The organism is Achromobacter sp. B7 (assembly GCF_003600685.1).
Classification (GTDB): domain Bacteria; phylum Pseudomonadota; class Gammaproteobacteria; order Burkholderiales; family Burkholderiaceae_B; genus Achromobacter; species Achromobacter spanius_B.
Window position 1 is genome coordinate 3,341,149 of sequence record NZ_CP032084.1, and the last position, 22,077, is coordinate 3,363,225.

A 22,077-nucleotide genomic window follows, 5' to 3' on the forward strand; every position below is an offset into this window, starting at 1 on the left:
CCCTTGCGTTTGTCTGTTTTACGGCAAGGCGGCAAGCTTTCTGATAAATTGACGCGCGAATTCAATATCACGTCGAAGCTGTAGAGCCATCAACGTCAATAACCGAACTGTGGGGTAACGGTCAAAATGAAAAAACTTGCATTGCTTGTTGTTCTGCCCGCGCTGCTTGCCGGATGTACGACTTCACAAATGAGCATGCTGACGGGCAAACGCGCCAAGACCTACAACGACGTCAATGCAAGCTGGGTTGGCAGCACGGAAGAAGCGTTGATATCGAAGTGGGGTCCTCCCAAAAAGAGCTACACGCTTCAAACCGGCGCAAAGATCGTGTCGTACGAAGAGATTTGGGGCCCCATGTCCGCCTATCACGTATGCGTGGAAAAATTCATGATTGAAAACGGCATGGTGACCAAATGGGGGATTTCGGACTGCCCGGCGCGGATTTCCGGCTCGGTCCCGAACGACACCCCCGTTCCGCAGCCCACCTTGTAAGGCGATGGCTGACAGGCAAGGCGTGGATGGACAACAGCAACCGCTTTGTCGTCCGCGTCATGCTTCAGGTTTCGGGTTTCAGGTTTCATAATCCAGGCCGTAGCGTCCGCGGCTTTGCCGTATGCGCGCAAAGCCCAATTCCCCCAAGTGCATCCCGGCGATCAACAGTTCTTCTGAGCTGACCATGTCCAGCAGCCGCGAGCGCGTGGCGGCGGCCAGCGAAGGATCCTGATCGAACGCAATCGACACATCCGGCCGTTCAATCTGGATATGAGGGAAATGGACGATGTCTCCCCAAACCAGCAGGCTTTGGTTCGCGGATTCAAACAGATATCCGGTATGCCCATCCGTGTGTCCCGGTAACGGCATCGCGCGAATACCAGGCAGCACCTGCCCGTCTGTGAACGTGCTTAGCGTCTCGCGATAGCCGTCGAACACCTGACGTGCAATCAGAAAGTTGCCGCGCGCGCGCTCGGTGGCCCGACTTAGATTTGCGTCGTCCTGCCAGAATGCAAGCTCTTGCTGATGGAGCAGCACTTGCGCATTGGGAAATGCAATTTGCCCTTCGGCGTCTACCAAGCCGCCCACATGATCGGGATGGGCGTGGGTAAGCAGAATGGTGTCGACGCTGCCCGGTTCAACGCCCGCCAGCCGCAAATTAGCGTGCAGCCGGCCGCCCCATTGTTTAATGCCCCCCGCGCCGCCGTCGATAAGAATGGTGCGGCCGGCGCCGCGTACCAGATAGCAGTTGATATGCACGGCGGCAGGGTCCGTGGCGCCAGCATCGTGCTGCATTTTGTCGGCTTCGTCGGCGTCGATATTGGACAGCAGGCTCAGGCTGGCGCTCAGGTAGCCGTCGCTGATTGCGGTGACCGTGTACGCCCCGGCTTGCTGGCTTGGAAAGGGGCAAACGGGCCGCGAACCGGTCAGTTGTTCTGTGATCGGCGAGTACAGGTAAACCCCTTCAGCCAGACGCTCGACGGGCGGCGCCTTTCGCGCAGGCATCGTGGCCATCCAACGGTGCTGTGGAAACTTCTCCAGCGCCACTGCGTGCATGGCCGACGGGGTCAGGCCCATCTGTATCAAGGGCTCGGCGCCGGTTGCACACAGCACAAGCAGTTCGTCTTTATTGACGGCCGGTGCAATGCCGATACCGTCGTACAGATTGCGGTGCCAATCGGTGATGTGCTGCTGCCACTTCGCGAAATTGCCACCGCCCTTCTGGCGATACTCGTCCCCCGTCAGCACCTCCAGCCCGTCGATCGTGTGCAAGGCCAGATAGACGGGGCACCCCGCGCTTATTGCCTTGAAGCGCTGCGACGTGTGAAAGCCGGCTACCGAAATAAGCGCGGGCAATTTATCGACGCTGTAGAAGCGGTTCCATTCGGCTTCGCTGTGGGGATCGGCGAAGCTGCACTCCACGGTATAGATCATCAGAATGTCCTTCATGACAGACGGGGCCGCTGCGGCAAGCCGGCCGATTCATTGCATGGACGTAATGCTAAGCTGCCATTTACCGCGCATATAGCGATATAAAGTCAGTCTTCATTGACTTTTCATCAAGCTGATTGCAGCGCCTGGAACGACAGCCCCCAGCAAGACACATTCATGCGACGCAAGATTCCAAGCAACTCCGCGCTACTCGCTTTCGAAGCAGCCGCCCGCCATGGCAGCTTTGCCCGGGCGGCCCAGGAATTAGCGCTGACCGAAGGCGCAATCAGCCGGCAGATCGCCCGGCTGGAAGCGTTTTTAAACGTCCCCCTGTTTGAGCGCGTGGGAAACCGGGTTCGGCTTGCGCCCAATGGCGTGCGATACGCCGTGCAAGTTCGTCAGACGCTGGATCGGCTGGAACGGGACAGCCTTTATGTGATGGGGCAGCCCGTGCAGGGTGGGACGATTGATATTGCGGCCAGCCCCACATTCGCCACGCGCTGGCTTATTCCTCGGCTAAAGCGTTTCCAAAACCGCCATCCCGACATAACCGTGCATATTGCCGAACGGTTGGAACCCTTTATTCTTGCCGGCAGCGGTTTTGACGCCGCTATCCATTTCGAGCATCCCGCCTGGGCCGGTATGCATTTGCATCCCCTGCTGGAGGAAGTGCTGGTGCCCGTGTGCAGCCCGGCACTGCTCGCGGATGCGGGTATGGACGCCAGTATGAACACCGGCGCCCACTTGCCATTGAATGATCTGCCACGCCTGCATCGACGACAAAATCCGGACGCCTGGCAGCGATATGCCCAAGAGGCCGGCATCGAGCTGACCAATTCCGCAGTGGGCGCGCGCTACGACCTGCATGCCATGCTGATCGCCGCGGCCATCGCCGGTCTGGGCGTTGCGCTGGTGCCGCGCCTATACATCGAGGCAGAACTGGAACAAGGCCAACTGGTTGCGCCTTGGCCCAAGAGCAAAGCGGTCGCCAAGACCTTCTGCCTGGTACTGCCCGAGCCGGTCGAATTAAGCGCAGGGCCGGTCCAAGCATTCGCGACATGGCTGCTTCAGGAAGCGCAGGGCCTGGCATCGTAATGGCAGCGCGTCATCCCGCTGCTGTCCCTTGTCCTACCGGAACAACACCGATTCAATTCGATTGCGCCCGCGTTGCTTGGCGTAATACAGCGCGCGGTCGCTGCGGCTGAGCGCCAGCTCGGCATCGTCGTCCTTCGTATGCAGCGCGGATATGCCGATGCTGACTGTCAGCGGTATATCGCGTCCGCCTGTCGAGTATGGCGTGTCGGCAATCTGGCGTTGCACGCCTTGCGCAAAGCGATGTGCGCTGTCGATGTCGGTATCGGGCAGCACCACGGCGAATTCCTCGCCGCCGATGCGCCCCACCAGATCGGTTTCGCGCAACTGGCCGCGCAGCATATTCGCAAAATGCTGAAGCACACCATCGCCGATGGCGTGGCCCCAGGTGTCGTTGATGTGTTTGAAGTGATCAAGGTCGCACATCAGGACCGCCGACCCTTGGCCGCCGTGACCTTTGATACGCGTCAGTTCGGCGGCGATACGCGACATGAAATGGCGGCGGTTGGGCAAGGTTGTCAGCGCGTCCGTGGCGGCAAGTTCGCGCAGCTCGAGTTCGGCGCGCTTGCGGTCGGTAATGTCCGTGACAAAGCCGTGCCACACCACGCCGTTGTCGACGTCCGGGCGCGGGCTGGCGTCGCCCTGCCGCCACCGCTCGCCTTGCAGAGGCAGGCAAACGCGAAACTCCAGATGCCACGGCGTCAGCGCGGCGGCGGCGTTCTGCAACGACGCGCGATAGGCGGCCAGGTCATCGGGATGGATGCGCTGTTCGATGGCGGTGGAGCTGGCATGGACATCATCGGCGGTCAACTCGAACATGTCCCAGATGCCCGCGCTGACATAGGAAAACCATGCGCCGCCCTCGGGCGCCGGACGGCACTGGAAAACCAGGCCGGGCACCGCATCGGTAAGGTTGACGACCAGGTCCGCCGTGCGCTTGAGCCGGTCCGACATGGCGCGCACCGCGCTGATGTCCGTAGTCGTGCCCATCATACGCAGCGCCCTGCCGGTCTCGTCGCGGCTGATGACTTTGCCGCGGCTACAGATCCACTTGTAGCTGCCATCCTTGCAGCGGATGCGGTGCTCGACTTCGTAGCTGTCGGTCTTGCCGTCGAAATGGTCCTGCATGGCGGCGCGCACGTAGTCCAGGTCGTCGGGATGCAGGCGGGTGTAGGCGTCTTCGATGCGCGTGGAAAGCTCCGATTCGCTATAGCCCAGCAACGCCTTCCAACCCGGCGAATAGGTGATGTCGCCGGTGACGACGTTGCGGTCCCAGACGCCCGTGCCGCTGCCCGCGATGGCCAGCGACAGCTTGCGGGCTTCTTCGCGCCAAGTGTCTTCGTCGGCGCGCTGGCCAAACAACGCGTCGCGCTGTTCAATCGCCGTGGCCGCCAGACCGGCCAAGTCCATCAAGGCCCGCCGGTCTTCGTCGGTAAAGTCACGCGCCTGTCCGTGCACCAGCCGCAACACGCCCAGCAGGCGCCCGTCGGCGGCGTGCACTGGGCATTCGACCGACCAGGGTTGGGAACCAGCGGGAGGCGTGCCATCCACCGCTTGCCTGGAGACATCGGCATTGGCATCGGCATTGGCATCGGTACAGGCCAGCACGACCATATCGACCCTGAACAAGCGTCGGGTCAGGCGCGCCAGCCGGTCCAGTGAACGGCCGGGTTCGCAGTGGGTTCGGCTCGCGCCATCGCCAGGGGGTCGGGTTGCATACGGATCGCCGATAACTGGCATTTCAGGGCCTGGTCAGGATGGGATACACCGGTACGCCCGGCTCCACATGCCTGACATTTTGTCACGATCTCCACCAAATTTGCATTTTGGCGCGGCCCGTCCGGCGCATTTTCTCTGCCCGTCCCCTCGCCCGCCCCCTCGCCCGTCTCCGTTACGGCCGGTCTACCCGCATGACCTGCGGAAGTTTGTAGCTACCGTTCAAGATTTGCTCGGCCGGCTCGTAAAGACGCATCTGCAAGAAAAAGTCGCCGTCGGGCGCGGGCAGCCAGTTCGATTCCTTGTCCGGTCCGGGCGACGTGGCCTGGATGTACAGCGTCAGGCTTCCATCGGCGCCGGTTTTAAGGCCGCTGGTCCGGTCGCCAATCGAGTAGCGCTTGATGGGATTCTCGACCATGAAAAGGTCATTGGCGTCATACATCGTCAACGACCAGAAGGCCTTGACGGGCACGTTGCCGTCAAATCGAATCGTGTACGACGACTGCCCATTCAACGGCTTGCCGTCACTGTCCGTATACCGGTTCGGATACAGGGCCCGCAGCGCTTTATTCAAGCCAAGTTGCTTATAAGCGATTGCCGAGCGAAGCAGGTAATCGGTCCCGTACTCGCCGCCTTTGAACTCCATATTCCAACCGTTGACGCGCGATCCGGAATCCATGGCTACGCGCTTCACCGCGGCCATTCCATCCTGTAGCGCCCGATTCAACCCGCGCTTGGTGGGCTCGGACAATGTCGCCGCGTCAAAGGGCTTATCCAGGCCCACGCCGACTCGTTTGAATTGGTCGGTAATCGGTGCATCTTCCGCCAACGGGTTCAGGCGGATCGCGCTGTCAAGAACCCCGAAGAAATTCAGGCCTTCGGGAAAGCCCATTTTGGCGCTGGCGGCTTTGTGGCCCAGCTCAAGCTTTTTGAACGGTTTTTCATAATTGCTCAGCAGCGTCAGCCGGTATTGGTCTTGCAGGGCTCGCGCGGCCGGCAGATCTTGCTCGCCGTCGACACCGGTTCTGCCGATGACGTAGACCTGCGGGGTGGGCGATTTGATCAGCACCATCTCCGCCGGCAAGGTTCCCTTCCAGTCGGGGCCGACGATGGCGAACGTGCCGCCCTTGGCGCCTAGCGTGCCGATACCGATGTCTTCGATCGACCGCGAATAGGCGTCAAGCAGCTGCATGATGTAGTAACGGCCGTTGGTATCCGGGACCGTCAACACCACCGGTTCTTTCGACAGGTCCAGGCCGGCAAAGGAATAAAGCGTGTCGTTGTTGGCCGTCACCACAAACTTATCGTTGGGACCGTAAAGGCGCCGCGCATGCCCCATCTGATTGGTGGGCGCCTGCCCATTGTCATAAGGCTTGTCGGCATCGGTCTGGCTGTTCAGGCCCAGCTGCATCATCACCGGAGCAAAGCCGTAGAACACGGCCTCCATGCCCGTTGCATAGGCAATGTTCTCGTCGGTTTGCTCGGTGGTTGGGGGCTGCTGCGCGAACGCCGTCGTGATAGCGCCGGCAGAAAAAAGCACCGCGACAAACGCCCGGGACGCCGTTTGAAAAATGAAGTTCTTCATATTGTTTTCCGTTGATCGTCGGGCGCGCGAAAGTCGCCACGCCCGACATCGTCACAAGAGTTCCACGGCCCGCGTTCGCCTTGGCCGATGGCACCGTTCCATGCCCTTACGGCACCTTGTTCAACTGGGGCATCTGCCACTTGTTATCCAGCACTTCCTGTTTGGGCTGATACAAGCGAAGAATGACGTAAAAGCCGCCTTTGGGCGCCGGCAGCCAGTTGGCGGCGTTCTCGCCCTGGGGCTTGTCAGCCTGGATCGGGATCGTGATGGAACCGTCCGGCGCCACTTTCAGCCCTTGCGTGTCGGAACCGACCTTGTAGCGGTTCAGTTCGTTGGGAACCAGCATCTTGTCGTCGGCGTTGTACATCGTCAGCGACCAGAAGGCGTCTACCGGCGGCGCCGAATCCAGTTTGACCACATAGCGGTTGGCGCCGCTTAGCGGCTTGCCCTCGCTGTCGGTGTATCGAAGCGGGTACATGGCTTCGCGCTCGCCCTGGCCGCCCAGGTACGGGCCCGCGACGAGCGCTCGCAAGGGATAGTCGTAGCCAAAACTGTCAAGGCCGGTCACCCAGTTCCACCCATTGCGCACGCTGGACGAGCCCACCATGGACGCCGCCGCAACGGCTGGGCCATCCTTCAACCCGCGTGCCATCCCCTTGCGGGTGGCGTCGCTGAGCTTGCTGGGATCAAACCCTTTCCTGGTCAGACCGATGCGCTCGTATTGCGCGAACAGCGCTTCGTCTGCCGGCTTCACGCTGGTTGATTGCAGGGCAAAGGCAAGGTGCTTGAAGAAACCAAATTCATCGTCGGCGATATCGGGCATCGGCGGCAACGACGTGATATCGCTGGCCTTGCCGCTCAAGGGTTTCACCGAGAACTGCTTCTGCAAAGCCAGCACCGGCGCGGGGTCTTCTCCCTGTTTGACTTGCAGTCGTCCCCATAGCCAGACTTTGTCGGTGCTGACATCAAGCCGCTTCATCCCCGCAGGGACCTTGCCTTTCCAGCCGGGCGGAGCAATCAGGAACCTGCCGGCTTTGGTGCCGGTCACGCGGCGGCCCACGTAGTGCTCCAGTTCCTGCCACGTGCTGAACAGGTCAACAACGTAGTAGCGATCATGGGTATCCGGCACGGTCAACACATAAGGCTCGGTCAGCTTTAAAACCGTGCTCATGTAGTAAGTGTCGTTGTTGGCCGTAGGCATATCCTTGGCGTCGGGATTGGCCAACATCGTCGCCCAGCCCATCTTGTTAAGCGGCGCGCGGTAGCTGGTGGGCGGCTTCGGTGAGGGCACGTCGATGTACTCGCGCATGACGCGTTCCATGCGGACCAGCGGGTAGCCCCAGGTATACGCCGACACGGCCAAGGCATAGCCGTCCGCTTCCTGACCCCGCGCGATAACTTCGGGTGTGCCCGCCGTCGTCAACAGTTCATCGGGAAAGTCGCGCGTGGCGGCCGTGGAAAGCATCGGCGCCAGTGCCGCGGAACTTGTTATGGCTGCGATGCATAGGAGGTTTGCGATTCTTCCATTCATGCGGTTTCTCCTTGGGAAGCCTGGATTGGCGATCGGTAGCGCGAGAGCCGTGGGGCAGCCCCGCGTTGCGCCCTTGCCCGCGGTCCGAACGCGCCGGTCGCAAGCACGGGGTCGAATTTATTTGGGGAAAAGCAGCGTGACCGTGAAGCGTCCGCCCCACCCTCTGGGCCCGTTGTCGGCGGACTCTGCCCAATAACGCAAACCGACCTGAAAGCTGATGGGCTGATCGCCCACTTTGGTCACTTTGGATACCTGGAGGTTGATCGGCACCGCCCATTCGGACTTCTTCCAGTCATAGGTCGACTCGGTGTTGAGCGCGTACGTGATGGCGTCCGGCGTGGTGTATGCCAGGAACGGCTGTAGGAACGTGGACGACACGCCGGGGCGGGAAGACTGCCCCGCATACGACCAGATGTGATTGCCCAGCCCGCCATAGGTCCACGGGCCGTCCTGCTGCAACACCACGCCGGTTGGCCCGGCGCCCCATTTCTTGCTGCCCAGTAGTTTGTCGCTGGCCGTGGGCAACAATAACGCGGGTCCCACACCCCAGATGGTGCCCGAGGCCGTCGGCTTGGAGGGAGACAGGAAGAAGCTCTGAACGGTATCGCCCAGGCCGCTCTGGCTGGACCCATCGCCGGCCACGTCGCTCTGCCAAACCACCGGCAGAATCGTTCGCGAAATCAGGTTCCAATCTTCGTTCAGCGTGATCGGAACCACCGGCTGAATATTCACGGTATTGCGGTGGCCGTTACCGCCAGGCCCCATGCCGCGATCGTAGTTGTATTGGAACGGAACGCTGATCAACGCGGCGACGGGATTGCTAAGCTGCTTGGCAAGCTCCTGGCTATCAGCGGCAAGTGCCGTGCCCGTGCCCGTGCCCAACGTCAACGCCGCCGCAAGTATTGCCCGACGCTTAAACGAAACGTGCGCGCGCTGCCGTCGGGCATGAATAACTGTCCAACAAAACATGAAAACTCCCCGAGGTCCGGCCCGATTCAGGCATAGGTTCTATGGAATTAATTCGTGCAAAGCGTCTTCAACTCTAAAGGGATCGGGCGGCGACGTAAACGGAATTTGGCCGATGCGTTGTCGCTCGGCTGACAGGATCGGGGAGGTCCTGGCGGCAAATTCCTCGCAGCCGCACACGCCACGCACAGGCTCAAGGCTTTTCGAATTCGTATATCCGCTTCCACTCCGTCTTCATGTCAACCACCGTCCATCCGCTGCGCTGGGCTTCGTCCAGCGCGCGGTCCAGGCGCCCGATGCTGGAGTCCCTGTCGTAGGCCCATTCGCGTTGCGCGTCGGTATGGTGGACGATGCCGGCAAAGCGTTTGCCCGCGCCGGCGGTGGTCCACTGCAACATCTGCAGGTCGCCATCGGAGTTACCGAAGGCCAGTAGCGGGCGGCGGCCGATGTAGCGTTGGATGGCTACCGGCTTGCCCGGGCCGTCGTCGTTGAACTCAAGCTTGCCCTGACGCCACAGCACGGGCTTATCGCCGCGCATCTCGAAGGTGGTGGCAAAGCCGCTGCCGATGACTTGCTCTGGCGGCACGCCGTAGGCGGCCTGCGCCCAAGGACGCATGAACTCGGTTTCGCCGCCCGACACGATGTAAGTCTTGAAGCCGTTTGCGCGCAGATATGCCAGCAGTTCGCGCATCGGCAGGAACGTCATCGAGGTATAGGGCTGGTCAAAGCGTGGATGCCGCGCCGTTGCCGTCCACTGCGTTACGCTTTTCGTGAAGTCATCCACCGACATGCTGGTGTGCGTCGCCCCCACGATCTTCAACAGCCCCGCCTGCCCCGCTTTGGCCAAGGCGGCTTTGTCGCCGTCAATCGCCGCCTTGAACGGCTGGCGCTTCGCCCACTCGGGGTGCGCGGGCGCCATTTCCTTGACGCGATCCAGCGCGAACAGCACCTCGAAATACAGCGGCTGCTCGGACCACAGCGTGCCATCGTTGTCGAACACCGCGATGCGTTCCTCGGCCGCGACAAAGTCCGGGCTGCCCGGTTGCGTCACGGCCTGCACGAAGTCCACGATAGCGGTGCGCGACGCCCCGTCGTTCCATGAAGGCAGATCGGCTTGCGGTGGCGACGCTTTCTGAGGCGATGCACATGCCGTCAACAGGGCGATGGTCGCCACCGCCAGCCATGTCGCCCAGCCCCGCCGTTTTTCAGTTGATTGCTTCATCGTTCGCGTCCTCGCGCATCTGGCGCAGTGGCTATTCGCCCTGCCTGGGCGGGTTCAATGCTTCGGGCACGCCATGCCAGGGCTTCGGCCGAAACCGGCCGCGCCCTTCAGAAGTGCCCCGGCAAAGGTTCAACGGCTGGCGACGCGACCGGGTTGCTGTTGCGCCTGCTTCCACTGATCGGCGGACATCACCGTCCGAAAGCCCAGGTGCGACATCCCGTTCATGGGGTCGTTGCCGCGGCGCGCGCTGGCGCGGTAGCTGATGCAGTAGGTATCGCTGCACAGAAAAGAGCCGCCGCGCGTGACACGCTTGGGCGCGGAGGCCGGGACGTTGCCGTCGTCGGGGTCGAAGCTGTCGGCGGGTCCGGCGGGATCTTGCGGTGGCTGCCGGTATTGCGCCTGGATGCGGAATGCGTCGGCCCGATACCAGTCGGCCGTCCACTGCCAGACGTTCCCCGCCATGTCATAAAGGCCGTATGCGTTGGGCGGGAACGAGCCCACCGGCGTCGTGCCAACCTGGATCTTTTCATCCTTGACGACCGGGAATGGCTGCTGTTGCTGCGTGTCCCAGATGTTGGCCATGGGTTTGCCGTTGGGACTTAGTTCGTCGCCCCAGGCATAGGTGGCCTGCTCCAGGCCACCGCGCGCGGCGAACTCCCATTCCGCCTCGGTGGGCAGGCGCTTGCCGGCCCACTTGGCATACGCCAGCGCATCCTCGTACGACACCTGGACCACCGGGTGGTCGTCCTTGCCGTCGATGTTGCTGCCCGGGCCTTGCGGTTGGCGCCAGCTGGCGCCGGGCACGAAGCGCCACCAGCGGCTGTAGTCGCGCAACGACACTTCGGCTTCGGTTCCCACAAACACCATGGCGCCCGCCACAAGCTGGCTGTCGTCGGGACGCGGCGTGCCCGGGGGCAACTGGACTTTCAGGTCTTCCCATTTGGGCTTTTGCTCGGCCGTCGTCACGTAGCCGGTGGCCCGGACGAATCGGCGAAATTCCGCATTGGTGACGTCATGCGTGTCCATCCAGAAGCCGCTTACCCGAACGCTATGCGGGGGCAGTTCGTTCGGTTGCGACAGCTTGTGGTTGTTGCCCATGAGAAATTGGGCAGGCGGAATCCAGGCCATGCCGGCCGGCCCCTGCTTGCCGTCGCCCAGCGTGGCAACCACGGCCGCCGGCTTCGGTGTGAAGTCTACGCCCGCGATATAGGCGCCCAGCGCACTGGCGCCCAGGAGGACGCCGGCTATCGTCAATCCGACTTTCAGTTGCGGCTTCACGTGTCCTCCGTACTGCTATGGATACGAAACACTGGCGCGGAATTGTTCAATATTCCATTATCTTTTGCCGGATGTCGAGAATTTCACCAAAGGGAAAACACCAGACGAGTGATACAAAAAGTGAGCGCTGCCCTCTATAAACCAGAATGACTACAACAGAGTGAATAGCAGTTTTGACAGTGTGCTTTTCAGCGGCCATTGCATCGAGATCAGCAGCAACATCGGCAATGCCGCGGGCGCCAGAATCTTTATCAAGACGGACTTATTAACGATTGCCCCCCGCATTGCCGCAACCGCCTGGTAAATGGCCTGCACGTCAGCCACCGGCCCAAGCTCAGGCGCATTCAGCATGGGATAGTCGGGCACGTCTTTCTTCTCGATCCATTTTTCGTGAACCGCCCGCCCGTGCTGGGTCACAAACGCGCCGTAGTCCAGAAGCGCCCGTCTTTTGACGCGCAGCAACAAGGGCGTGAACACCAGCAGCGGCGCAAGGCCGATAAGGGTCAGCACCACCAGCAACGCTGCAATCTGGCCGTAAAGCGAGGGAACCGTCACGCCGTGATAAAGGACTTCGTGCGCCCAGACTCCCCCAACGACCGCTGAGACGGACAGCAGAAAGGGGCCATAGACCACCGGTAGCCGAGTCAGGAACCCCAGGCCGCCCAAGCGATCGGGGTGGCTGGGAACCAATTTCAATGGCAGGGCCGCGATCCTGTACAGAAGCAAGCCCAGCAGCATCAGCCGCCAGACCCAGGCAAGCAACAAGATCGAGAAAATAGGCCGCGTCACCAGCAACAGCCACCAGACGCCAAAATTCAGGCTTGGACTGCCCGAGTCCGCCCAGCGGATTTCGTCGCCGTTGGGCGCGACAAACAGCACGGCCACCCAGGTTGCGACAAACACCGCGATGACGATCCAGGGCGAAATTCGGTTGCGCAAATTCAGCACGCTGAGAAGGACGCGATCAAATCGAGCGGCCAGTTCACCATCCACAAGTCCGGACTGTTTAAATTCGCGCAAACCCACAGGAATAAGTTTTTGGGCGATCCCTTCGGACAGCACCAGCAAAGGGATGGCGACCAGGCAGCGCACGTGGATGCCGATGTGGCCAAGCAAGGGCTCGTTATTGCCCAGCGGCTCGATGGCGGTGCCCGCAAGCCAGGCCGCGATCACCAGCGGAAGCCACGCGATCAGCGCATAGGCCACGGCGCGCCGCATGAAGCCATCGCCGCTGGCGGGGATCAAGCCCAATCTGCGCTGAAGGCGATAGAAAACGTCGTCACGCACGAGCGAAAACCGATCCACTGCGCCGGCCGCCTCCCGCTGATCCACTTGCTGCCGATCCATTCCGACTCCCGTAAAACACTGACTGCGGCGTCGACCCGTAAAACGCGTCGTTGATTACCGCAACGTTCGGCCCTGCGAGGAAAAATGAATCGCCCAAATTCTGACCCTGGCGTCGCACGAATATCGCACGCGCGCCGTCGGCTTTGCAAGGCGCGGATACACACGCCCGCGTCTCGTCGCATATAAAAATTTTGTTTTTTTTGGGGATTTTTTTGTGTAGGCTAGGCCGCTGAATTCCGAAGTTGCGTGACTTTGCTGCCCGACAGAACCCCGTGTTGTACGCCGGTTCGCCCATTTGAACGCATGGAGAAGTCGTCATCATGAAGCTCACTAGCACCGCGAATGCCCCCTCGTTGATCCATTACCCCCCCAAGAAGCAAATAAAGGGCAGTCGCCTGGCTTCAGCCGCGTTGGCGACATTATTTCTTGCCACCTCTACCTCTGCCTGGACGCAACAGGCGCCAAAGCCAGCCGAAGACGCAACCAAACAAGCCAATGCCGCGCTTCTGAAAGCGCTGCCATTTTCGGACAAGACGTCTTTTGAATTGGCGCACAAAGGCTTCATCGCCCCGCTGCCCGAGGCCATCATCAAAGGCGCCCAGGGCAATGTGGTGTGGGACCCCACCAAGTACAACTTCATCAAGGAAGGCTCGGACGCGCCCGATACCGTCAACCCCAGCCTGTGGAGGCAGTCGCAGCTGCTGAATATTTCGGGCCTGTTCCAGGTGACGGACGGCATCTACCAGGTGCGCAACCTGGACCTGTCCAACATGACGATCGTGGAAGGCAAGGACGGGCTGACGATCATGGACCCGTTGATTTCCACCGAGACGGCCAAGGCGGCGTTGGACCTGTACTACCAGCATCGCCCGAAAAAGCCCGTGGTCGCGGTGATCTACACCCACAGCCACGTCGACCACTATGGCGGCGTGCGCGGCGTTGTGGACGAAGCCGACGTGAAGTCGGGCAAGGTCAAGATCTATGCCCCGCTGGGCTTTCTGGAACATGCCGTGGCCGAGAACGTGATGGCCGGCACCGCCATGAGCCGGCGCGCCAGCTATATGTATGGCAACCTGCTGCCGCCCAGCGCAACGGGGCAAGTGGGCGCGGGCCTGGGCACCACCACGTCGGCGGGTACGGTGACCTTGATTCCGCCCACGGACATCATCGAAAAAACGGGCGAAACGCGCACCATCGACGGCCTGACGTATCAGTTTCTGTACGCCCCGGGCAGCGAGGCGCCCGCCGAAATGCTGTATTACATCAAGGAAAAAAAGGCGCTGAATACGGCCGAGGATTCCACCCACACTTTGCACAACACCTATTCGCTGCGCGGCGCCAAGATTCGTGACCCGCTGGCGTGGTCCAAGTACCTGAACGAAGCCTTGGCCATGTGGGGGGACGACGTCGAAGTCATGTACGCCATGCACCACTGGCCGGTGTGGGGCAAGAAAGACGTGCAGGAACAGTTGGCCACGCAGCGCGACATGTACCGGTACATCAACGATGAAACCTTGCGGCTGGCCAACATGGGCTACAACAAGGAAGAAATCGCCGAGCAGGTCAAGCTGCCCAAGGCTATCGCCGAGAAGTTCTCCAACCGGGGTTATTACGGCTCGTTGAACCACAACGTGCGCGCGACTTACGTGCTGTACCTGGGCTGGTTCAACGGCAACCCTGCCACGTTGCATACCCTGCCCATCGAAGAAGGCGCAAAGCGCTATGTCGACATGATGGGCGGCACGGACGCGCTGCTGAAGAAGGCCCGCGAGTATTACGCCAAGGGCGACTACCGCTGGGTGGCCGAGGTGGTGAACTACGCAGTGTTTGCCGACCCGAAAAACCAGGCGGCGCGCGACCTGCAAGCCGACGCCCTGGAGCAAATGGGATATCAGGCAGAAAGCGGCCCGTGGCGCAACTTCTATCTGACCGGCGCCAAGGAGTTGCGCGAAGGCGTAAAGAAGCTGCCTGTGCCTGACACCGCCAGCCCCGATACCGTGCGCGCCATGACGCTGGACATGCTGTTCGACTATTTCGCGGTCCGCTTGAACCGTGACAAGGCCGCCGGCAAACACGTTGTGCTGAACGTGGACTTCACCGACACCAAGCAGCAGTACACGCTTGAGATGGTGAACAGCGTGCTCAACCACACGGAAGGCAAACTGGCCAAGGAACCCAGCGCCAGCGTGTCGCTGACCCGGAACACGCTGAACGACATCATGCTCAAGCAGACCACGCTGAAGGACGCACTTGCCAAGGGTGACGTCAAGATCACGGGCGATCAGACGAAGCTGGACGATGTCTTCGGGTCGTTGGACGACTTCGAATTCTGGTTCAACATTGTGACGCCGTAAGTTCTGCCGCCACCGCGCTAAAGAGGCCGACGCGAATGCGTCGGCCTCTTTTGTTTTTGCCGCCCCTTTCGCACCCGCATCGCGCCCCGCCACGCATTGACAATGCTTGACTGTTGAACGCTGGCGACACAATGCGACACACTGTAATCTTTTCAAACACGTACGCGGTACGAGAGACCGGAACGCGATAGCCGGACCGGCCCGGCGCCTGCGCACGCCCCTATTCCACGGTCTTATCTTTCTATGCCTGCAACTCTGCTCGAATGGTCCGTGCCCGCGGCGATCCTGTTGTGCGCCATCGGACTGTGCGCCGCGCGCTTCGTAGGCTTGAACACCCTGCGATGGGGTTATGCGCTTGCCTGCCTGGGTACCGGTTACGCCGTCATGCTCGTGCAGGCCAATGCGCTTTCTCCTTATAAACAAGTCGTCGAGGACGCTTTCATTCTGGGAGGCGTCATATTGGCCTGCCGCGCACTGCAAGCCCGCCATCGCACGCAAACCCCTTGCTACTTTGATATTGCAGTCCTGGCCGCTTCGACGGCAATGGTGCTGGTGTCGGTGGTGTTGTTTGCCAGTGCGAAGCTGGAGACGTTTTTTGTCCAGGCCTGTTGCGCCCTTGTGATCTGGCGGACCGCGCTGTCTTTTGCCCGGCAGGTTGCAAGCACGTCGGACAAGGTCCTGGTCGCAGCGTTTCTGTTTATCGCGCTGGTGTTAACGGGACAGTGCATCTTGTACCTGGCCGCCACAACGCCGCTTCTGGCAGCGGGAGAATGGAGAACGTCCGTCTGGGGGACGTTGATTCAATACACCGGGCTACTTGGAAGCATCGTCCTGACCTTCGCGGTGTTTATCGCAACCAGTCGCGACGCCATAGACAAATATCGCCGCCAGGCACACACCGACGCGTTGACCGGGCTGCTGAACCGACAGGGACTCGGCAGCTTTCTTGCCCCCGATTCCGGCCGCCGCTGCCCGGACGGCGCAACGCCGACCGCGCTGATCATGGCCGACATCGATAATTTCAAACGCATCAACGATGTGTTCGGCCATCCATTTGGCGACATGGTACTGGCGCGCTTTGGCGCCCTGCTGCGCCGCGCGGAAAACGCCCGCACGTGCGCGGCTCGCTTGGGAGGCGAAGAATTCCTGTTGATGCTGCCGGCCGAAAATCTGGAAAGCGCGACGGCAATCGCCGAGCGAATCCGCGCGGATTTCGTCGCGCAGCGTTGGGCGCCGCACGCCCCTGACTCGCGCTTTACGGCCAGCATGGGAGTGACCCTGTTGCAAGCGGAAGAACCGTTTTCCAGCGCGTTGAAGCGCGCGGACGACTTGCTCTACGCGGCCAAACGACGAGGACGAAACTGCACGATTTCAAGTGATGCACCGGGCGCGACCGTATATGCCCGATCCCCGTTCGGCAACAGGGTTCGCAGGAAAAGTCCCGCGCGAGAACATGAGTCTCGCAGCGCCCGCCGTGGGTAATCACCTATTAAGAAAGACGGCCCGCGTGCCGTATTGCCAGTGTGTCTTTGCCATCCACCTTGGGGAGAAGTTATCTTGGTCGACAAGAATTGCAATGTCGCGGGGCGGTACATCGTCACCGCGACCGCGGGTTTCAGAATGACGTTTTAGCCGTTTCGACGCCCTGCCTGGCCATGCGCCGAAGCGCCTGCGGCGGTTGGCCGTAGACGCGCAGGAACGTGCGCCGCATGCGTTCCGTGTCGGTAAAACCCGCCCGCCGCGCCACGCTGTCGATGCTGTCGGCCCCCGCCTCAAGATGCGCGCGCGCCGCCTCGGCCCGGATGCGCTCGACCGCCTTGGCGGGCGTCTCGCCCGTCTCTGCCTTAAAGCTGCGCAGGAACTGGCGCGGGCTGACGCAAGCCACCTCGGCCAGACGCTCCACGCTTAGCGCCGCGCCCAGGTTGTTGCGGATGTGCTCCAGCACCGCGCGCATGCGTTCGCTGTCGGGCGCCAGGTCCTGCAGCGCCGAGAACTGCGACTGTCCGCCCGAACGGCGGTGATAGACCACCATCTCGCGAGCCGTGGCGCCCGCCACGTCGGCACCCAGATCAGCTTCGACCATCGCCAATGCAAGGTCTATGCCGGCAGTGATGCCCGCCGAGGTCCAGGTGTCGCCGTCGCGCACGTAGATGCGGTCGGCGTCGACTCGCACGCCGGGATAGTCACGCGCCAGCGCGGCGGCGTAGCGCCAGTGGGTCGTGGCGCGCAGCCCGTCGAGCAGGCCCGCGGCCGCCAGCACAAGCGCCCCCGTGCAGACGCTGGCCAGGCGCCTGCCGGCCTGCCGCTGTTCGTGCAGATACCTGTGCAAGCCCGGGGTCACGGCCGCCGCGCGCGCGCCCTCACCGCCCGGCACCAGCAGCGTGCCGGCAGGCGCGTCGCGCCACGATTGCGTCATGACTTGCACGCCACAAGAACTGCGCACGGGTCCGCCGCGCTCGGACACGACGTGGACTGCATAGGCGGGACCCGCGGCGGTCCCGGCCTGCTTGCCAGCAGTCTGGAACACGGCGGCGGGGCCGGACATATCCAGCAATTGAAAGTCGGGCACCAACAGAAAGACGACGTCGTGAGGCATGGCGTTTTTTGCGGGAATTATGTCATTTGCGCCAAAGTGTGCGCCGATAAAGTGACGCCTGTCAAACCTCAACCGCTCCGTCCGATCCGCCGTTCTTTGCTCGGCACCCAGCCTCCTCATCATTGCCCTTCAATCCCGTCGATCCCCCCATGCCCGCCTCCCCCTCGCTCACGATTGGCCGTCGCAACGCTCGCATTCTGGCCGTGTGCCAGGGCCTGTTCGTCGCGGCCATTTCCATTGACCTGACGCTGACCGCGCTGACCGGCCACATGCTGGCTCCCAACAAAGCGTTGTCGACCCTGCCGTTTGCGCTGATCACGGTAGCCGGGGCCTTGGTCACCTGGTTTGCATCACTGCTGATGCAGCGCATCGGCCGGCGCAACGGCTTCGCGTTGGGCGCCCTGGCCGGTGCGGCGGGCGGCGCGCTATCGGTGTGGGCGGTATTTCATGCCGACTTCTGGGTCTTTTGCGCCGGTACCGCGCTGGTCGGCGTGTTCCAGGCTTTTGCCCAGTATTACCGCCTGGCGGCGGCGGACGCGGTCGAGCCCGCCGCCAAGAGCCGCGCAATCTCGGTGGTGATGGCCGGCGGCGTCATCGCCGCCATTGCCGGCCCCGCACTGGCCGCCTGGAGCCGCGACCTGTTCGCGCCGGTCACCTTCGCCGGCGCCTACCTGATGGTGACCCTGTTGGCGCTGCTGTCCGCCGCGCTGCTGTGGGGCGGCTATCGGGACGCCGAAGCGCCCGCCGCTGCCGGCCAGACGCAGGCCGGCCTGCCGGCACGCCCGCTGCGCGAGGTGGCGCGCCAGCCCGTGTTCATCGCCGCGCTGGCCAACAACGTGGTCGGGTCCGTTTCGATGATGTTCATCATGACCGCCGCACCGCTGGCCGCCGTGGCATGCAGCCACAGCATCGGCGACGGCGCCAACATCATGCAATGGCACCTGGTCGGCATGTACGCGCCCGCCTTCTTTGCCGGCACGCTTATCCAACGCTTCGGCCTGCCCCGGGTGCTGGGCGCGGGCATGCTGCTGAACGTCGCGTGTTCCTTGATCGCAATGGCGTCTCCGGCGCTGCCCGCGTTCTATGCAGCGCTGTTCTGCCTGGGGGTGGGATGGAACTTCATGTTCGTCGGCGGCACCACGCTGCTGGCGCAATCCTACCGCCCGTCGGAACGCGCCCGCGCGCAAGGGGCCGCCGAGATGCTGCGCTATGCCGCGACCGCGTTGGCGACGTTGGCGGCCGGTCCGGCGCTGGACGCCTTCGGCTGGGAAGCGCTTAACGCGGCCATGCTGCCGGTGGTTCTGGCGGCGGGCGTGATGACGTGGTGGTGGGCGCGCGGGCAGGCGATGCCCCAAGCATCAAGATGCGGGTGAACTGATCGCGCGCCCGACAGTTTCCACGTCTTTCCCATGCAGAACGCGTGTCAGCATTTCCATTGAGTACGGCTTTTGCATGACCGGAAACGGGGCGACTGCTTGCCCACTGATGGCCTCGCTGTATCCGCTGGCAAGCACGATCCGTATATCGGGCCATTGCGCCCGGATACGGCGCCCCAGCTCAACGCCGTTCATGCCGGGAAGGACCACGTCCAGAATCGCGATGTCACAGGAACCGCTTTGCGCGGTCAGGTGCGACAGCGCGGCTTCCGCATCAAGGACCCAGGTCGCGTCCTGGCCCATGTCCTTCAACATCGTGTGCACCACATCGCCCACCATGCGATTGTCTTCAACCAGCAAGACGCGATTCCGAACCTGGGGATCGCGACACTGCTGATCGCTCTCATCGTGGGTTTTTGTCGTTGCCTCGAAGGCGGGCAGATAGAGCGTAAACGTGGTCCCCTGACCCACCTGGCTGTGGACGTCGACATCGCCGCCGGACTGCTGGACAAACCCTTGCACCTGGCTCAGGCCAAGACCCGAATTTTCGTGCTGGCCTTTGGTCGAGAAAAACGGTTCGAATATATGTTTGGCAACCTCGTCATCGATCCCGATGCCGGTGTCCTTGACCGCCACCGCGACCTGCGGCGCGTGCGCACTGGGACTGCGGCCCGGCGTCGGCGCACGATCCGCCTGGCGCGCGGAAATGGTCAGGCGACCGCCCGCGGGCATCGCGTCCCGCGCGTTGATGACCAGATTCAACAGCGCCGATTCAAACTGTGCCGGGTCTGCATAGACGGTCGTGTTCCCCGGGCCCACCTCGTAGGACAAGGCGATGGACGACCCTACCGAGGCTTCAACCAGCTGTCGAAGCGACGACAGGCTGTCGCGCACGTCGAACACGTGCGGTTTAAGGGGCTGCTTTTTTCCATATGCCAAGAGCTGGCGCGTAAGTTGCGCCGCCTTCTCCGTCGTGTCGGAAATGATGCCGACATAACGCATCAAAGACGCCGGCATATCGCGTGATCTTTTCAGGAATTCGGCCGAGAACCGTATCGCCGTCAAAAAATTATTGAAGTCATGGGCAACGCCGCCGGTCAGGCGTCCAATTGCTTCCATGCGATGCGCGTGATGCATGGCATCGCGCGCGGCCTGGAGTTCTTCGCGGTGCCTCTTCTGCTCGGTCACGTCGCGCGTGATCTTCGCGAAGCCCACGTGGCGCCCCTTGTCATCATGGACCGGATCGATGACGACGCTACACCAGAAGCGCGTCCCGTCTTTTCGCATCCGCCAGCCTTCCGCCTCGAAGCGCCCTTCCTTTCTGGCCGTCTCCAACGCACGTTCTGGCACCCCCGCAGCGCGGTCTTGCTCGGTATAAAACACCGAGAAGTGCTGACCGAGTATTTCGCCTTCTTTGTATCCCTTGAATCGCTCGGCGCCAGGGTTCCAACTGCTGACCCGCCCCTCTGCGTCAAGGAGATATATCGCGTAGTCCATCACGGCATCTACCAGAAGCCGATACCGGTCTTGTTCCGGAAAGTCTGCGGGTGACTGTTTCATGCTGATTCAAAATGGTCGTAAATTTGACGGCATTCCCGCGCGGGGCTGCCGTCTTGGCGCTGTAGTTTCGTGATCGTACGCGCTGACCGCCCGATCGAAAACGGGGACAACCCCGACGCCCATTTCAAAGCAATTCAAAGCCGCCTTATGACTTAGCCCTGTCGACCTGATACCCGCCTTCAGCCCCGTGCCTGGGTATGTCGATGATCTTTTATTACTGCCCGCCCTCATTGGCTTGAGCATCAAGCTCTTGCCGGCCGACGCGCGCGGTTCCCAGCGGCCGGAGCCGCGCGTATCGCGCTACGCCGTGGCGACGATGCCCGCATCGTGCAGGCGGCCGATGGCGCCACTGTCCAGGCCCAGCAGTTCGTGCAGCACCACATCGGTATGCGCTCCCAGGCACGGAGCGGGCGGGGTCGGGGTGCGGTCAAGGCCTGCCACGCGGGCGGCGGCGCCGGCGCTCCAGTATTCTCCGATGCCCTCCGTGGACATGCGCTCAAAGACGGGATTGGCCGCGCCGATGCGCGGGTCGCGCTCCAGCAACTCGCCCACGGTGCTGTAGCGGCCCCAGCACACCTTGTGCTGTGTCAACGCGGCCTCGGCCTGCGCTGCGGTGCGTACCGCAAACCAAGGCTCCACCAGGCCGGCGATTGCGTCGCGGCCTTCGAAGCGCTGCGCCTCATCGCGAAAATCCAGACCCAGGCGGCTTTCGGCTGCGCTGATCGCGTCGGCGATATCGCAGCATTGAACCAGCGCATTCCACTGACCGGCCGAAATGGCGGCCACCATGATGCGCACGCCATCCGCCGTCGAAAAATCACGTCCGAAGGCGCCGTACAGGTGATTGCCGATGGACGGGCGTTCCTGTTTCAGCAGTTCTGCCTCGGCCAGCACGCCCAGGTGCGACAACATCGAGAACGCGACGTCTGACAGCGCCAGCTTGATCTCGGCGCCGCTGCCCGTGGCCGTGCGACGGTTCAGCGCAGCCGTAATGGCGAATGCGGCCTGGTAGGCGCAGGCAATGTCCCAGGCGGGCAGCACGTGGTTGACCGGCCGGTCGATGGACCCGCCGCCCGTGACGGCGGGATAGCCGGTGGCGCAATTGACGGTGTAGTCCACGGCGGTGCTGCCATCTGCATTGCCCTGGATGGTGCAGCTGATCAGGTCCGCGCGCCGGGCCGCAAGCACGTCATGAGCCAGCCAGGGCGCGGCCACGTTCGTCAGCAATACGCCGGCTTGCGGGCCGGGCGCGGTGGCCAATGCCTGGATCAGTTCACGGCCTTCGGGCTTGCGCAGATTGATGGCGATGGATCGCTTGCCTTTGTTCAGCGCGGTCCAGTACAGGCTGCGGCCATTGCCGTCGGCCTGCGGCATGCGCGGCATTCGGCCGTAGTCGATGCCGCCGCCGATCATGTCCACGCGTATGACGTCGGCGCCGAATTGCGCCAGGGTCAGGCCGGCCAGCGGCGCGGCGATGAAGGCCGAGCTTTCGATGACGCGGACCCCGCCAAGAAAGGAATAGGTCATCGGG

The 22,077-nt window shown here is 62.2% G+C and carries 16 protein-coding genes and 1 pseudogene; 5 read left to right on the forward strand and 12 right to left on the reverse strand.

Annotated elements, in window-relative coordinates; all coding sequences use genetic code 11:
• The first annotated feature begins 189 nt into the window (after positions 1 to 189).
• Positions 190 to 492 (forward strand): hypothetical protein, encoded by a 303-nt coding sequence (locus DVB37_RS14940; protein WP_104145248.1) that lies wholly within the window; start codon positions 190 to 192, stop codon positions 490 to 492.
• 78 nt (positions 493 to 570) lie between these two features.
• On the opposite strand, the gene DVB37_RS14945 is transcribed toward DVB37_RS14940, so the two are convergent.
• Positions 571 to 1,422 (reverse strand): MBL fold metallo-hydrolase, encoded by an 852-nt coding sequence (locus DVB37_RS14945; protein WP_240434148.1) that lies wholly within the window; start codon positions 1,420 to 1,422, stop codon positions 571 to 573.
• Positions 1,417 to 1,926, reverse strand: a pseudogene (locus tag DVB37_RS28695) (sugar ABC transporter); the annotation flags it as partial. The gene DVB37_RS14945 and the pseudogene DVB37_RS28695, both read right to left, overlap by 6 nt.
• A 174-nt stretch (positions 1,927 to 2,100) precedes the next feature.
• Between DVB37_RS28695 and DVB37_RS14950 the strand changes: the two are divergent.
• Positions 2,101 to 3,018 (forward strand): LysR substrate-binding domain-containing protein, encoded by a 918-nt coding sequence (locus DVB37_RS14950; RefSeq protein ID WP_120155966.1) that lies wholly within the window; start codon positions 2,101 to 2,103, stop codon positions 3,016 to 3,018.
• 33 nt (positions 3,019 to 3,051) lie between these two features.
• Here the strand turns inward: DVB37_RS14950 and DVB37_RS14955 are convergent, their stop codons facing one another.
• From DVB37_RS14955 to DVB37_RS14985, 7 genes are all read right to left on the reverse strand, one after another.
• Positions 3,052 to 4,644, reverse strand: coding sequence for a diguanylate cyclase (locus DVB37_RS14955; RefSeq protein ID WP_240433880.1), 1,593 nt, complete (start codon positions 4,642 to 4,644; stop codon positions 3,052 to 3,054).
• Positions 4,645 to 4,906: 262 nt separating this feature from the next.
• On the reverse strand, positions 4,907 to 6,316 hold the full coding sequence (locus DVB37_RS14960; protein WP_120155970.1) for a DUF1254 domain-containing protein: 1,410 nt from the start codon (positions 6,314 to 6,316) through the stop codon (positions 4,907 to 4,909).
• Positions 6,317 to 6,422: 106 nt separating this feature from the next.
• The gene (locus DVB37_RS14965; RefSeq protein ID WP_162941218.1) at positions 6,423 to 7,781 is read right to left on the reverse strand and encodes a DUF1254 domain-containing protein; all 1,359 of its coding nucleotides are present in this window, start codon (positions 7,779 to 7,781) and stop codon (positions 6,423 to 6,425) included.
• A gap of 183 nt (positions 7,782 to 7,964) precedes the next feature.
• The gene (locus DVB37_RS14970) at positions 7,965 to 8,735 is read right to left on the reverse strand and encodes a transporter (RefSeq protein ID WP_240433881.1); all 771 of its coding nucleotides are present in this window, start codon (positions 8,733 to 8,735) and stop codon (positions 7,965 to 7,967) included.
• 271 nt (positions 8,736 to 9,006) lie between these two features.
• The gene (locus DVB37_RS14975; protein WP_120155975.1) at positions 9,007 to 10,035 is read right to left on the reverse strand and encodes an HAD family phosphatase; all 1,029 of its coding nucleotides are present in this window, start codon (positions 10,033 to 10,035) and stop codon (positions 9,007 to 9,009) included.
• A 129-nt stretch (positions 10,036 to 10,164) separates the two neighbouring features.
• Entirely contained in the window at positions 10,165 to 11,313 is a 1,149-nt protein-coding gene (locus DVB37_RS14980) for a formylglycine-generating enzyme family protein (protein ID WP_120155977.1), read from the reverse strand.
• A 150-nt stretch (positions 11,314 to 11,463) separates the two neighbouring features.
• Complete coding sequence (locus DVB37_RS14985) at positions 11,464 to 12,660, reverse strand: hypothetical protein (protein ID WP_120155979.1); 1,197 nt, start codon at positions 12,658 to 12,660, stop codon at positions 11,464 to 11,466.
• A gap of 320 nt (positions 12,661 to 12,980) precedes the next feature.
• Between DVB37_RS14985 and DVB37_RS14990 the strand changes: the two genes are divergently transcribed.
• Both DVB37_RS14990 and DVB37_RS14995 read left to right on the forward strand, forming a co-directional pair.
• Positions 12,981 to 15,014, forward strand: a complete 2,034-nt coding sequence (locus DVB37_RS14990) for an alkyl/aryl-sulfatase (protein WP_223264973.1) — start codon at positions 12,981 to 12,983, stop codon at positions 15,012 to 15,014.
• Positions 15,015 to 15,257: 243 nt separating this feature from the next.
• The gene (locus tag DVB37_RS14995; RefSeq protein ID WP_120155982.1) at positions 15,258 to 16,496 is read left to right on the forward strand and encodes a GGDEF domain-containing protein; all 1,239 of its coding nucleotides are present in this window, start codon (positions 15,258 to 15,260) and stop codon (positions 16,494 to 16,496) included.
• Positions 16,497 to 16,629: 133 nt separating this feature from the next.
• Here DVB37_RS14995 and DVB37_RS15000 read toward each other — a convergent pair whose 3' ends face one another.
• Positions 16,630 to 17,610, reverse strand: a complete 981-nt coding sequence (locus DVB37_RS15000) for a GlxA family transcriptional regulator (RefSeq protein ID WP_120155985.1) — start codon at positions 17,608 to 17,610, stop codon at positions 16,630 to 16,632.
• A 149-nt stretch (positions 17,611 to 17,759) separates the two neighbouring features.
• Here DVB37_RS15000 and DVB37_RS15005 point away from each other — a divergent pair, with 149 nt between their 5' ends.
• Positions 17,760 to 18,983 carry an MFS transporter gene (locus DVB37_RS15005; RefSeq protein WP_120155987.1) on the forward strand — a complete coding sequence of 408 codons (1,224 nt, stop codon included), beginning with the start codon at positions 17,760 to 17,762 and terminating at the stop codon, positions 18,981 to 18,983.
• Here DVB37_RS15005 and DVB37_RS15010 read toward each other — a convergent pair.
• Together DVB37_RS15010 and DVB37_RS15020 are read right to left on the reverse strand one after the other, a co-directional pair.
• A complete protein-coding gene (locus tag DVB37_RS15010) occupies positions 18,969 to 20,546 on the reverse strand; it encodes a PAS domain-containing sensor histidine kinase (RefSeq protein WP_120155990.1) in 1,578 nt (525 codons plus the stop codon). The two genes, DVB37_RS15005 and DVB37_RS15010, sit on opposite strands and share 15 nt — an antisense overlap.
• Positions 20,547 to 20,846: 300 nt before the next feature.
• Complete coding sequence (locus DVB37_RS15020) at positions 20,847 to 22,073, reverse strand: CoA transferase (protein ID WP_046806354.1); 1,227 nt, start codon at positions 22,071 to 22,073, stop codon at positions 20,847 to 20,849.
• Positions 22,074 to 22,077: the final 4 nt, after the last annotated feature.

What these genes read in the sequence shown, in the direction of transcription:
- DVB37_RS15010 (WP_120155990.1), bottom strand. Translation starts at nt 20,546, where the DNA reads ATGAAACAGTCACCCGCAGACTTTCCGGAACAAGACCGGTATCGGCTT.
- DVB37_RS15005 (WP_120155987.1), top strand. Translation starts at nt 17,760, where the DNA reads ATGCCCGCCTCCCCCTCGCTCACGATTGGCCGTCGCAACGCTCGCATT.
- DVB37_RS14985 (WP_120155979.1), bottom strand. Translation starts at nt 12,660, where the DNA reads ATGGATCGGCAGCAAGTGGATCAGCGGGAGGCGGCCGGCGCAGTGGAT.
- DVB37_RS14990 (WP_223264973.1), top strand. Translation starts at nt 12,981, where the DNA reads ATGAAGCTCACTAGCACCGCGAATGCCCCCTCGTTGATCCATTACCCC.
- DVB37_RS14950 (WP_120155966.1), top strand. Translation starts at nt 2,101, where the DNA reads ATGCGACGCAAGATTCCAAGCAACTCCGCGCTACTCGCTTTCGAAGCA.
- DVB37_RS14965 (WP_162941218.1), bottom strand. Translation starts at nt 7,781, where the DNA reads ATGCTTTCCACGGCCGCCACGCGCGACTTTCCCGATGAACTGTTGACG.
- DVB37_RS14995 (WP_120155982.1), top strand. Translation starts at nt 15,258, where the DNA reads ATGCCTGCAACTCTGCTCGAATGGTCCGTGCCCGCGGCGATCCTGTTG.
- DVB37_RS14960 (WP_120155970.1), bottom strand. Translation starts at nt 6,316, where the DNA reads ATGAAGAACTTCATTTTTCAAACGGCGTCCCGGGCGTTTGTCGCGGTG.
- DVB37_RS15000 (WP_120155985.1), bottom strand. Translation starts at nt 17,610, where the DNA reads ATGCCTCACGACGTCGTCTTTCTGTTGGTGCCCGACTTTCAATTGCTG.
- DVB37_RS14940 (WP_104145248.1), top strand. Translation starts at nt 190, where the DNA reads ATGAGCATGCTGACGGGCAAACGCGCCAAGACCTACAACGACGTCAAT.
- DVB37_RS14975 (WP_120155975.1), bottom strand. Translation starts at nt 10,035, where the DNA reads ATGAAGCAATCAACTGAAAAACGGCGGGGCTGGGCGACATGGCTGGCG.
- DVB37_RS15020 (WP_046806354.1), bottom strand. Translation starts at nt 22,073, where the DNA reads ATGACCTATTCCTTTCTTGGCGGGGTCCGCGTCATCGAAAGCTCGGCC.